The 12,444-nt window shown below is 51.6% G+C and carries 11 protein-coding genes; 9 read left to right on the top strand and 2 right to left on the bottom strand.

The window, feature by feature from the left end:
- Positions 1–9 precede the first annotated feature (9 nt).
- The 3 genes from HV107_RS02040 to HV107_RS02030 all read left to right on the top strand — a co-directional run bounded on the left by HV107_RS02040 (position 10) and on the right by HV107_RS02030 (position 3,085).
- Positions 10–504 (top strand): YfbU family protein, encoded by a 495-nt coding sequence (locus HV107_RS02040; protein WP_182061868.1) that lies wholly within the window; start codon positions 10–12, stop codon positions 502–504.
- 11 nt (positions 505–515) lie between these two features.
- On the top strand, positions 516–1,175 hold the full coding sequence (locus tag HV107_RS02035) for a sugar phosphatase (protein ID WP_182061867.1): 660 nt from the start codon (positions 516–518) through the stop codon (positions 1,173–1,175).
- Between the two features lie 77 nt (positions 1,176–1,252).
- On the top strand, positions 1,253–3,085 hold the full coding sequence (locus tag HV107_RS02030) for an SLC13 family permease (RefSeq protein WP_182061866.1): 1,833 nt from the start codon (positions 1,253–1,255) through the stop codon (positions 3,083–3,085).
- A 54-nt stretch (positions 3,086–3,139) separates the two neighbouring features.
- On the opposite strand, the gene yfbR is transcribed toward HV107_RS02030, so the two are convergent.
- Positions 3,140–3,739 (bottom strand): 5'-deoxynucleotidase, encoded by a 600-nt coding sequence (gene yfbR / locus HV107_RS02025; protein WP_182061865.1) that lies wholly within the window; start codon positions 3,737–3,739, stop codon positions 3,140–3,142.
- A gap of 95 nt (positions 3,740–3,834) precedes the next feature.
- Positions 3,835–5,049, bottom strand: coding sequence for an alanine transaminase AlaA (alaA, locus tag HV107_RS02020; RefSeq protein ID WP_003861471.1), 1,215 nt, complete (start codon positions 5,047–5,049; stop codon positions 3,835–3,837).
- Positions 5,050–5,996: 947 nt separating this feature from the next.
- Here alaA and lrhA point away from each other — a divergent pair.
- The 6 genes from lrhA to nuoF all read left to right on the top strand — a co-directional run bounded on the left by lrhA (position 5,997) and on the right by nuoF (position 12,424).
- Positions 5,997–6,941, top strand: coding sequence for a transcriptional regulator LrhA (gene lrhA, locus HV107_RS02015; RefSeq protein WP_182061864.1), 945 nt, complete (start codon positions 5,997–5,999; stop codon positions 6,939–6,941).
- A gap of 623 nt (positions 6,942–7,564) precedes the next feature.
- Positions 7,565–8,005, top strand: coding sequence for an NADH-quinone oxidoreductase subunit NuoA (nuoA, locus tag HV107_RS02010; RefSeq protein ID WP_014071109.1), 441 nt, complete (start codon positions 7,565–7,567; stop codon positions 8,003–8,005).
- 15 nt (positions 8,006–8,020) lie between these two features.
- The gene (gene nuoB / locus HV107_RS02005) at positions 8,021–8,695 is read left to right on the top strand and encodes an NADH-quinone oxidoreductase subunit NuoB (RefSeq protein WP_003861482.1); all 675 of its coding nucleotides are present in this window, start codon (positions 8,021–8,023) and stop codon (positions 8,693–8,695) included.
- 89 nt (positions 8,696–8,784) lie between these two features.
- Positions 8,785–10,587, top strand: coding sequence for an NADH-quinone oxidoreductase subunit C/D (gene nuoC / locus HV107_RS02000; RefSeq protein WP_182061863.1), 1,803 nt, complete (start codon positions 8,785–8,787; stop codon positions 10,585–10,587).
- A gap of 2 nt (positions 10,588–10,589) precedes the next feature.
- Positions 10,590–11,090 (top strand): NADH-quinone oxidoreductase subunit NuoE, encoded by a 501-nt coding sequence (nuoE, locus tag HV107_RS01995; protein ID WP_014071107.1) that lies wholly within the window; start codon positions 10,590–10,592, stop codon positions 11,088–11,090.
- Positions 11,087–12,424, top strand: a complete 1,338-nt coding sequence (gene nuoF, locus HV107_RS01990) for an NADH-quinone oxidoreductase subunit NuoF (protein ID WP_182061862.1) — start codon at positions 11,087–11,089, stop codon at positions 12,422–12,424. Before nuoE ends, nuoF begins: the two co-directional genes overlap by 4 nt.
- Positions 12,425–12,444: the final 20 nt, after the last annotated feature.

Below are 12,444 nucleotides of genomic sequence, written 5' to 3'. Positions count from 1 at the left end.
AGTCGAAAGATGGAAATGACCCATGCTCAACGTCTGATTTTGTCTAACCAGTACAAGATGATGACTATGCTTGATCCCGACAACGCTGAGCGCTACAGCCGCTTGCAGACTATCGTTGAACGCGGGTTTGGTTTGCAGATGCGCGAACTGGATCGCGAGTTTGGCGAGCTTAAAGAAGAAACCTGCCGTACCGTTATCGATATCATGGAGATGTATCACGCACTGAACGTTTCCTGGACCAATCTCAAAGATCAGCAGTCCATCGATGAACGTCGCGTCACGTTCCTGGGCTTTGATGCCGCAACTGAAGCGCGTTATCTCAGCTATGTGCGCTTTATGGTGAACACAGAAGGGCGTTATACCCACTTTGATGCGGGCACGCACGGTTTTAATGCGCAGACTCCAATGTGGGAAAAATACCAGCGTATGTTGAGCGTCTGGCACTCCTGCCCGCGCCAGTACCATTTAAGTAGCAACGAAATTCAACAAATCATTAATGCCTGACGGAGGTGCATGTGCAGTGTAAAGGTTTTCTGTTTGATCTGGACGGTACGCTGGTGGATTCGCTGCCGGTTGTGGAGCGCTCCTGGTGCCATTGGGCCGACAGGCATGGCATAGACCACCAGGAAGTATTGAATTTCATCCATGGCAAACAGGCCATTACCTCGTTGCGCCATTTCCTGACGGGGAGCCCGGAGGAAGAGATTCAGGCGGAGTTCAAATATCTTGAGCAAATTGAAGCGACAGATACTGACGGGATCGTTGCACTTCCTGGTGCGCGTGAACTGCTTGAACATCTGAACGAAGCGCACATCCCGTGGGCTATCGTGACATCAGGTTCAATCCCTGTTGCACATGCGCGTCATAAAGCAGCAGGTTTACCTAAGCCTGAAGTGTTTATCACCGCAGAACGCGTTAAGCGCGGCAAACCAGAGCCTGATGCATTTTTACTGGGCGCTGAGTTACTGGGGCTTGCACCCGCAGAGTGTGTCGTGGTGGAAGATGCGGCGGCCGGTGTTCTGGCTGGTTTGAATGCCGGCAGCCACGTTATCGCGGTTAACGTACCGGCGGACTCTCCCCGGCTGGACGAAGCCGATTTTGTCCTCAGCTCTCTGACGGCGATAGCGGTCTCTAAGTCGCCTGACGGAATTGTAACTGTCTCGTTGAAAATGTAACCCCATGATTTAGCCCCACTTTGTTGGGGCTTTTTTATGGCACTCTTTTCCTTTGATCCCTCTGACAAGGATATGTTGTGAACGGTGAACTGATTTGGGTCCTCAGCCTGCTTTTAATCGCCATCATTCTCTTTGCCACAGGCAAGGTGCGCATGGATGCCATCGCCTTGTTTGTCATTGTTGCCTTTGTACTGAGCGGCACGCTCACGCTGCATGAAGCCTTCTCAGGGTTTAGTGACCCTAACGTCATTCTGATTGCGGCCCTGTTTATTATCGGTGATGGCCTGGTGCGCACCGGTGTGGCGACCATTATGGGGGCGTGGCTGGTCAAAGTTGCGGGTAACAGTGAAACCAAAATGCTGGTCTACCTGATGGTAACCGTTGCCGGGCTGGGCGCGTTTATGAGTTCAACCGGCGTGGTGGCCATTTTCATTCCGGTTGTCCTGAGTGTCTCCATGCGAATGCAGACCTCGCCGTCACGTCTGATGATGCCCCTGAGCTTTGCCGGGCTTATCAGCGGCATGATGACGCTGGTGGCCACGCCGCCAAACCTGGTGGTCAACAGTGAGTTAATCCGCGAAGGGTTGCAGGGGTTTAGCTTTTTTAGCGTCACCCCGCTTGGGCTGGTGATTCTGGTTCTGGGCGTTATCTATATGCTGTTAACCCGTTTTGCGCTAAAGGGCGAAAAACAGGATAAAGCGAAAGATGGCTGGAAGCGGCGCACCTTCCGCGATTTGATTAAAGAGTATCGCCTGACTGGCCGGGCCCGCCGCCTGGCGATCCGCCCGGGTTCGCCGATGGTTGGTCAGCGGCTTGATGACCTCAGGCTGCGCGAGCGTTACGGCGCGAACGTTATCGGTGTGGAGCGCTGGCGTCGCTTTCGTCGGGTTATTGTCAATGTTAACGGGGTATCAGAATTCCGTGCGCGCGATGTTTTGCTGATTGATATGTCCACGGCAGACGTCGATCTGCGCGAGTTTTGCAGCGAGCAGCTGCTTGAGCCCATGGTTCTGCGCGGCGAGTATTTTTCGGATCAGGCGCTGGATGTGGGCATGGCTGAAGTCTCACTTATTCCTGAATCGGAACTGCTGGGTAAAACCGTCCGCGAAATTGGTTTTCGTACCCGCTACGGCCTGAATGTTGTTGGTCTGAAGCGTGACGGCGTGGCGCTTGAAGGCGCCGTGGTCGATGAACCTATTCTGCTGGGGGATATCTTCCTGGTCGTGGGCAACTGGAAGCTCATCAGCCAGCTGGGGCAAAAAGGCCGTGATTTTGTGGTTCTCAACATGCCCATTGAAGAGAGCGATGCCTCACCTGCTCACAGCCAGGCACCTCATGCGATTTTTTGCCTGGTGCTGATGGTTGCTCTGATGCTTACCGACGAGATCCCCAATCCGGTGGCGGCGATTATTGCTTGTTTGCTAATGGGCAAATTCCGTTGCATAGATGCGGAAAGTGCCTACAAAGCCGTTCACTGGCCGAGCATTATTCTTATCGTCGGGATGATGCCCTTTGCGCTGGCGCTGCAAAAAACCGGCGGTGTGGACTTGATTGTGAAAGGGTTGATGGACGTTGGCGGTGGCTACGGGCCTTATATGATGATGGTGTGCTTGTTTGTTATGTGTGCCGCGATTGGCTTGTTTATCTCAAACACCGCAACAGCCGTATTAATGGCGCCCATTGCCCTGGCGATGGCGAAATCAATGGGCGTCTCGCCTTATCCGTTTGCCATGATGGTGGCGATGGCGGCGTCGGCGGCCTTTATGACGCCTGTCTCTTCACCGGTTAACACGCTGGTGCTGGGGCCGGGTAACTATAAATTCAGTGATTTCGTGAAGATTGGGGTGCCATTTACGGTGCTGGTGATGGTGGTGTGCGTGGTGTTAATTCCTGTTTTATTCCAGTTTTAGCGCCAGCGCAGAAACATAGGCCGGGTAAGGTGAAGCCGCTACCCGGCAAAAAAATTACAACGGCGAATCCTGGCTAATCTCGTCCAGCGATAAATGGAAGCTCGGCACAAACACCTGCATAAAATAGTCCATCTCATCGCTGCGGCGGGACTCCAGCGTTTTCTCCAGACGCGTTTTTGCCAGTAAAAATTCGTTGTTTCCCGCTGACAACTCTTCCAGACACTTCAGATAGGCGCACAGCGCATCTGCCTGCTTCACCAGTGATTTCTCATCTTCGGTGTAGCTATGCTCATCGATTAGCGGCTCGAAGATATCGCGTAACTCTTCCGGCACCATGTCGATCAGCTTCTGCTGAGCAATCTTCTCGATGGCCTTATATTCCTGGGCAATTTGCGAATTGAAATATTTCACCGGGGTGGGTAAATCCCCGGTCAGAACTTCTGACGCATCATGGTACATCGCCAGCAGGGCAATGCGTTCTGCGTTGACTTGTCCGTTAAATTTACGGTTTTTAATGGCTGCCAGCGCGTGGGCGACCATCGCGACCTGCAAACTGTGTTCTGACACATTCTCAGTGCGCACATTGCGCATCAGCGGCCAGCGGTTGATGAGCTTTAGGCGGGAGAGGTGGGCAAAGAAATGGCTCTGACTCATAGGTTACCTTTTGTCTTCACTGCGACAGGTTTCATTGTGCGGGGAGGGGAGGCAAGATGCAAATCAGGCTACCTGAAGTAGCCTGATTTTTAAGATTACTGATGATAACCGGAGAGGAAACGCCCGAAGCGGCTGATGGCCATTTCCAGATCATCTTCGCGCGGCAGGGTAACGATACGCACGTGATCCGGCCACGGCCAGTTAAACGCAGTCCCCTGAACCAGCAGCACTTTCTCCTGAAGCAGGAAATCCAGCACCATTTTCTGATCGTCATGAATATTGAAGCGCTTAGCGTCAATTTTCGGGAACATATAGAGTGCGCCGTTTGGCTTCACGCAGGACACACCCGGAATATCGTTGATGAGTTCCCATGCACGGTTGCGCTGCTCATACAGACGCCCGCCAGGGACAATAAACTCGCTGATGCTCTGGTAACCGCCCAGCGCCGTCTGGATCGCGTGCTGCGCCGGGACGTTTGCGCACAAGCGCATAGACGCCAGCATTTCCAGCCCTTCGATATAACCTTTCGCGTGTTTTTTCGGGCCGTTCAGTACCATCCAGCCCTGACGGAAGCCCGCCACGCGGTAGGTTTTTGACAGGCCGTTGAAGGTGACGGTTAACAGGTCTGGGGCCAGCGCGGCGATAGAGTGGTGCTGCGCTGCGTCATACAGGATCTTGTCGTAGATTTCGTCAGCGAAAATGATCAGGTTGTGCTGGCGGGCGATCTCTACGATCTCCATCAGCAGCTCTTTGGAGTACACCGCACCCGTTGGGTTGTTCGGGTTGATAATCACAATCCCGCGCGTACGTGGGGTGATTTTGGCGCGGATATCATCCAGATCCGGGAACCAGTCGGAGGATTCATCGCACAGGTAGTGCACCGCTTTACCGCTGGACAGCGACACGGCTGCCGTCCACAGCGGGTAATCCGGTGCCGGAACCAGCATTTCGTCACCGCTGTTCAACAGTGCCTGCATCGCCTGTACGATCAGTTCGGAAACGCCGTTACCGATATAGATATCTTCCACGGTCACATCACGCATCCCACGCGCCTGATAATGCTGCATGATGGCTTTACGTGCTGAGTAGAGTCCTTTGGAATCGCAATAACCTTGCGCAGTAGGTAGGTTGCGGATCACATCAACCAGGATTTCATCCGGCGCTTCAAAACCAAATGGCGCGGGGTTACCAATGTTGAGCTTCAGAACCTTGTTGCCTTCTTCTTCGAGACGTTTTGCCTCTTTGAGTACCGGGCCGCGAATGTCATAACAGACGTTATCTAGTTTGCTGGATTTTTCGATAGGGGACATGAACCTTTAACCTTTTCGCTATTATTGCCACTCCCTGCCGTGGAAGTCAGCACGGAACAATGTACTCCCACCTCGCGTCGTTTTGAAGGGCGTACAGAAGAAGATTTTGCACAATGGGATAAATTCTTTGCAATCTATTACCCTATTCGTAAACGATTTGCCTGCACTAAAGTAACGTATGTAGTGTGGTATTAGGTTTATTGTGCTTTTTATGTATTGATTTGTTGCATTTTATGCTGGAATAAATAAAGCTCAGATCTGCAAGACGGGGAACTGCAGAGCAGTTTCCCTGCGTGACTTTTCGTAAAACCTGAGCTTTAAGGGGTGTTGCGCATTATATTGATTAACAGGGTTAAAAGTTGTCCATGTAAAATTAATGTTAAGTGTTATTAATGAATGACCTTAATCTAAATTAAAATTTATTTATTATTACCGATGAAAATGCAACTTTCGTTAATTTTAATAAAATTAGTTAAGTTGCTTACCAGCCCTGTTAAATCCTGAATATTGCAATAATACTTATAAATAAAGTGGATTTGGGTTAAGATGTCTTTCAGAAGAGTAGATGAGAGATACTCATGTATTGCCTATCTGAATCAACTTTTTTTATATAATTGATTGTTATTGTTAGAGTTATCTCTGGCGGGAATGTGTAAACTACATCCTGCTACGTTAACAGCGCTGCGATCAAGATGGCAGGTAATGTGCATTTCCTTTAATGGAATTTACATAAACCTGCAAACATCTAAATATCCTGAACGTTTTAGAGAATAAAAATAACGTCATGAAACGTGATTTCTGACTGTTGGTTCACAGCAGCACAATAACTATCTGTCAGGCAGTCTGCCGGGCCGGGATGCGAGGGAAATCCTTCAGAAGGAATTGTTTAACTGTTACACAGCTTCAACCCGGGCAGCTCCGCACGAGCAACCTGTAAGTGAATAGATATGATAAATGCAAATCGTCCGATAATGAATCTCGACCTCGATCTGCTGAGAACGTTTGTTGCGGTCGCCGATCTCAACACTTTTGCAGCAGCTGCTGCCGCAGTTTGCCGTACCCAGTCAGCCGTTAGCCAACAAATGCAAAGGCTGGAACAACTGGTCGGTAAAGAGCTTTTTGCACGCCATGGGCGTAATAAACTTTTAACTGAGCACGGTATTCAGCTTTTAGGTTATGCCAGGAAAATACTTCGCTTTAATGATGAAGCATGTATGTCATTAATGTTTAGCAACCTTCAGGGAGTGCTAACATTAGGCGCATCTGATGAATCCGCTGATACCATATTGCCTTTCCTTCTCAACCGTATTAGTTCGGTTTATCCGAAACTTGCGCTAGATGTTAGCGTAAAACGTAACGCCTTTATGGTGGATATGTTGAAGGAGAATGAAGTTGATTTGGTGGTGACTACGCATCGTCCTGGGCAATTTGATTGTCTGACGTTACGGACCTCACCAACACATTGGTATTGCGCAGCCGAATATGTTCTGCAAAAAGGTGAGGCTATTCCGTTGGTCTTGCTCGATGAGCCGAGCCCGTTCCGCGATATGGTGATTTCAGCGCTGAATGAAGCCAATATCCCGTGGCGTCTGGCTTATGTGGCGTCGACCTTGCCAGCAGTGCGTGCCGCCGTGAAAGCGGGGCTTGGCGTAACGGCTCGTCCGGTAGAGATGATGAGCCCGGATCTGCGCGTATTGGGTAAAGCCGACGGTCTTCCGGTACTGCCGGATACGGAATACTTGCTCTGCCACAACGCGTCCAGCAATAACGAACTGGCGAAGGTCGTGTTTGAGGCCATGGAAAACTACCATAACCCCTGGCAATATGAGCATGTTACTCCCGAAGGGGGGGGCGACTCCCTGGTGGTTCAAGGGGATTTGAGTGATCAATAGCTCAAATTTCTGGTAACAAAATGTAAGTGTAAAAAAGAGCCACTCGCGTGATTTTCTCACGGAGTGGTTTTTTTTTGATAAAAATAACCTTCGTCAAAATAAGGGTTATGAAAATAAATATTAATTATCATTAAGTTAGTGTGATTGGTTTAAAATTTAAACAATTTCTGTTCTCAGTTCCTTTCTGGGGTGTTCATGTTAAAAAAACGGGAAATATGTTGCCGTTTTTTTGATTGAATTAACAAAAGCGTGTCTCAGATCAAGAAAATACTCCTATTTGGGGGGAGGAATCGTTGGCAAATCCTGTCAAAATAGGAGGGTTATTTTTTTTACTTCCAAAACGGACACGATTCAACAACATGCTGTTGACGTAAAGTCAGGCACCCACCAGGGTTAAATGGCATGAAATGTTAATGGGAATCGTTCGATGTAATTTAATGTGAAGAAACCTTTGTTAAAGTTGACAAAAGGTTATAGAAAGGAGTAAAAAACCACATCATTTTGCTGTCTACGCCTCATTTCCGACAGTTAGTGTAAGGTTATTTGTTCCTCCCCATGAATCGATGTGATGCCCATCTGCCAGCAAGAGCAGTGTCGTCGGTATCACTTTTGATGAGTAAGCAATGAGTATGTCAACATCCACAGAAGTCATCGCTCATCACTGGGCATTCGCAATCTTTCTTATTGTAGCCATTGGCCTGTGCTGCCTGATGTTAGTCGGCGGCTGGTTCCTGGGCGGTCGCGCCCGCGCAAGGCACAAAAACACACCTTTCGAATCAGGCATTGATTCAGTAGGTTCCGCTCGCTTACGCCTGTCTGCCAAGTTCTACCTGGTAGCCATGTTCTTCGTCATCTTCGACGTTGAAGCGCTTTACCTTTTCGCATGGTCTACCTCCATCCGCGAAAGTGGTTGGGTGGGCTTTGTCGAGGCCGCAATTTTCATTTTAGTGCTACTGGCCGGTCTGGTTTATCTGGTGCGTATCGGCGCGCTGGACTGGACGCCTGTGCGTTCACGTCGTGAACACATCAACCCGGAAAACAGTATCTCTAATCGTCAGCAGTAACAGCGAGGCAATAAGATGGATTATACGCTCACCCGCATAGATCCTAACGGTGAGAATGACCGTTACCCCCTGCAAAAACAGGAGATCGTAACCGACCCCCTGGAGCAAGAAGTCAATAAAAGCGTGTACATGGGCAAGCTCGAGCACGCCATGCACGATATGGTCAACTGGGGTCGTAAGAACTCCATCTGGCCATACAACTTTGGCCTTTCTTGCTGCTACGTTGAAATGGTGACGTCATTCACTGCGGTGCATGACGTTGCGCGTTTTGGGGCAGAGGTACTGCGTGCTTCCCCACGTCAGGCCGACCTGATGGTGGTAGCCGGTACATGCTTTACCAAAATGGCACCTGTCATTCAGCGTCTTTATGACCAGATGCTGGAACCAAAATGGGTTATCTCCATGGGCGCATGTGCAAACTCAGGCGGTATGTACGACATTTATTCCGTTGTGCAGGGCGTTGATAAGTTCATTCCCGTGGATGTGTACATCCCAGGTTGTCCGCCACGTCCGGAAGCTTATATGCAGGCTCTGATGCTGTTGCAGGAGTCCATCGGTAAAGAACGCCGTCCGCTCTCCTGGGTCGTAGGCGATCAGGGTGTGTATCGCGCCAACATGCAGTCTGAGCGCGAGCGTAAACGCGGTGAACGTATTGCCGTCACCAATCTGCGTACGCCTGACGAAATTTAATTTGCGCCTGTAGGCCTGGAGAACACCTTCGCATATCACTACTCAAATAGCGCGAAGCCAGGCTTGACAGTCACCACGGACCATTTGCAATGGTGAACAATATGACCGACTTAACCGCGCAAGAAGCCGCATGGCAAACCCGGGATCATCTGGATGACCCGGTCATTGGCGAGCTGCACAACCGTTTTGGGCCGGATGCCTTTACTGTTCAGGCCACCCGCACCGGGGTACCCGTTGTTTGGGTGAAGCGTGAACAATTACTGGAAGTCGTCGATTTCCTCAAGAAATTGCCAAAACCATACGTCATGCTGTTTGACTTACACGGCATGGATGAACGTCTGCGTACCCACCGCCAGGGCCTCCCTGCTGCGGATTTTTCCGTTTTCTACCACCTGATCTCAATAGACCGCAACACGGATATCATGCTCAAGGTGGCATTGTCTGAAAACGACATGCATCTGCCAACGATCACCAAACTTTTCCCGAACGCCAACTGGTATGAGCGTGAAACCTGGGAAATGTTCGGTATGACCTTTGACGGCCACCCACATCTGACGCGCATCATGATGCCGCAGACCTGGACAGGCCACCCGCTGCGTAAAGACTACCCGGCGCGTGCCACTGAATTCGACCCGTTTGAGCTGACCAAAGCCAAGCAGGATCTGGAGATGGAAGCGCTGACCTTCAAGCCGGAAGACTGGGGCATGAAGCGTGGTACCGAAAACGAGGACTTCATGTTCCTTAACCTCGGTCCAAACCACCCGTCTGCGCACGGTGCATTCCGTATTATTCTTCAGCTCGATGGTGAAGAGATTGTCGACTGCGTACCGGATATCGGCTACCACCACCGTGGTGCTGAGAAGATGGGCGAGCGTCAGTCCTGGCACAGCTACATTCCGTATACTGACCGTATCGAATATCTCGGCGGCTGCGTAAACGAAATGCCATACGTGCTGGCCGTTGAGAAACTGGCAGGTATCACTACGCCAGATCGCGTTAACGTGATTCGCGTGATGCTCTCAGAACTGTTCCGTATTAACAGCCACCTGCTGTACATCTCCACGTTCATTCAGGACGTTGGCGCGATGACCCCGGTCTTCTTCGCCTTTACTGACCGTCAGAAAATTTACGATTTGGTAGAAGCGATTACCGGTTTCCGTATGCACCCGGCCTGGTTCCGTATCGGCGGTGTAGCACACGATCTGCCGCGCGGATGGGACCGTCTGCTGCGTGAATTCCTCGACTGGATGCCAAAACGTCTGGCTTCTTACGAGAAAGCCGCGCTGCGTAACACCATCCTGAAAGGCCGTTCCCAGGGCGTTGCCGCTTACGGTGCGAAAGAAGCGCTGGAGTGGGGTACAACAGGGGCAGGTCTGCGTGCGACCGGTATTGATTTCGACGTGCGTAAAGCCCGTCCTTACTCTGGTTACGAGAACTTCGACTTTGAAGTCCCGGTTGGCGGCGGCGTTTCCGACTGCTACACCCGTGTGATGCTGAAAGTGGAAGAGCTGCGCCAGAGTCTGCGCATCCTTGAGCAGTGCCTCAACAACATGCCGGAAGGCCCGTTCAAAGCGGATCACCCGCTGACGACGCCGCCACCGAAAGAGCGCACGCTGCAACATATCGAAACCCTTATCACGCACTTCCTGCAAGTGTCCTGGGGCCCGGTCATGCCGGCGCAGGAATCCTTCCAGATGATCGAAGCGACCAAGGGTATCAACAGTTACTACCTGACCAGCGACGGCAGCACCATGAGCTACCGTACCCGTGTGCGTACGCCAAGCTTCGCGCACTTGCAGCAGATCCCGGCCGCTATTCGCGGCAGTCTGGTCTCTGACCTGATTGTGTATCTGGGTAGTATCGATTTTGTTATGTCAGATGTGGACCGCTAATTATGCACGAAAATCAACAACCACAGACCGAGGCTTTTGAGCTGAGTGAAGCAGAACGTGCCGCCATTGAGCACGAGATGCACCACTACGAAGACCCGCGTGCGGCGTCCATTGAAGCGCTGAAAATCGTACAGAAACAGCGTGGTTGGGTGCCGGATGGGGCGATCTATGAGATCGCAAAAGTGCTGGGTATTCCGGCAAGTGACGTAGAAGGTGTGGCAACGTTCTATAGCCAGATCTTCCGCCAGCCGGTTGGCCGCCACGTGATCCGCTACTGTGACAGCGTGGTTTGTCACATTACGGGTTATCAGGGCATTCAGGCTGCTATTGAGAAGAAACTCGATATCAAACCGGGCCAGACCACGTTCGACGGTCGTTTTACCCTGCTGCCAACCTGCTGCCTGGGTAACTGCGACAAGGGGCCGACCATGATGATTGATGAGGACACTCACAGCCATCTGACGCCGGAAGCCATTCCTGACCTTCTGGAGCAGTACAAATGAAAACTGTAATTCGTACTGCTGAGACTCATCCGCTGACCTGGCGTCTGCGCGATGACAAACAGCCGGTATGGCTTGAAGAATACGAAAGCAAAAACGGTTATGCCGGTGCGCGTAAAGCCCTGGGTGGCATGGCACCGGACGACATCGTTAATGTGGTGAAAGACGCTGGCCTGAAAGGGCGCGGCGGTGCGGGCTTCTCCACCGGTCTGAAGTGGAGTCTGATGCCGAAAGACGAGTCCATGAACATCCGTTACCTGCTGTGTAACGCCGATGAAATGGAGCCGGGCACCTATAAAGACCGCCTGCTGATGGAACAGCTGCCGCACCTGCTGGTGGAAGGCATGTTGATCTCCGCGTTCGCGCTGAAAGCGTACCGTGGCTACATCTTCCTGCGCGGTGAGTACATCGAAGCGGCAGAAAACCTGCGTCGCGCGATTGCCGAAGCGACCGAAGCGGGTCTGCTGGGTAAAAATATTCTGGGCACCGGTTTTGACTTCGAACTGTTCGTGCACACCGGTGCAGGGCGTTACATCTGCGGTGAAGAAACCGCGCTGATTAACTCCCTTGAAGGCCGTCGTGCGAACCCGCGTTCCAAGCCACCGTTCCCGGCGAGCTCTGGCGTATGGGGTAAACCGACCTGCGTAAACAACGTCGAAACCCTGTGTAACGTCCCGGCAATCCTCGCCAATGGCGTGGAGTGGTATCAGGGCATCTCTTCAAGTAAGGATGCAGGTACCAAGCTGATGGGCTTCTCTGGCCGCGTGAAGAACCCGGGTGTCTGGGAGCTGCCATTTGGCACGACCGCGCGCGAAATTCTTGAAGACTATGCAGGCGGGATGCGTGACGGGCTGAAATTCAAAGCCTGGCAGCCAGGCGGGGCAGGGACAGATTTCCTGACCGAGGCCCACCTTGATCTGCCAATGGAATTCGAAAGCATTGGTAAAGCAGGCAGCCGTCTGGGTACGGCGCTGGCGATGGCTGTCGACCACGAGATCGGCATGGTGTCGCTGGTACGTAACCTGGAAGAGTTCTTCGCCCGTGAGTCCTGCGGCTGGTGTACACCGTGCCGTGATGGTCTGCCGTGGAGCGTGAAGATCCTGCGTGCTATTGAACGTGGCGAAGGCCAGCCGGGCGATATCGAGACACTTGAGCAACTGTGTCGATTCCTGGGCCCAGGTAAAACCTTCTGTGCCCACGCACCGGGTGCTGTAGAGCCATTGCAGAGCGCGATTAAATATTTCCGCGACGAATTCGAAGCAGGCATCAAGCAGCCGTTCAGCAATACCCATTCAATTAATGGTATTCAGCCGAACCTGCTGAAAGCGCGCTGGTAAAGACAGAATTTTGATTAACG

Origin of the sequence: Enterobacter sp. RHBSTW-00175, assembly GCF_013927005.1 — a bacterium.
Taxonomy (GTDB): domain Bacteria; phylum Pseudomonadota; class Gammaproteobacteria; order Enterobacterales; family Enterobacteriaceae; genus Enterobacter.
Note: the sequence above shows the minus strand (reverse complement) of the source record. Positions and strands in the feature narration are given on the sequence as shown.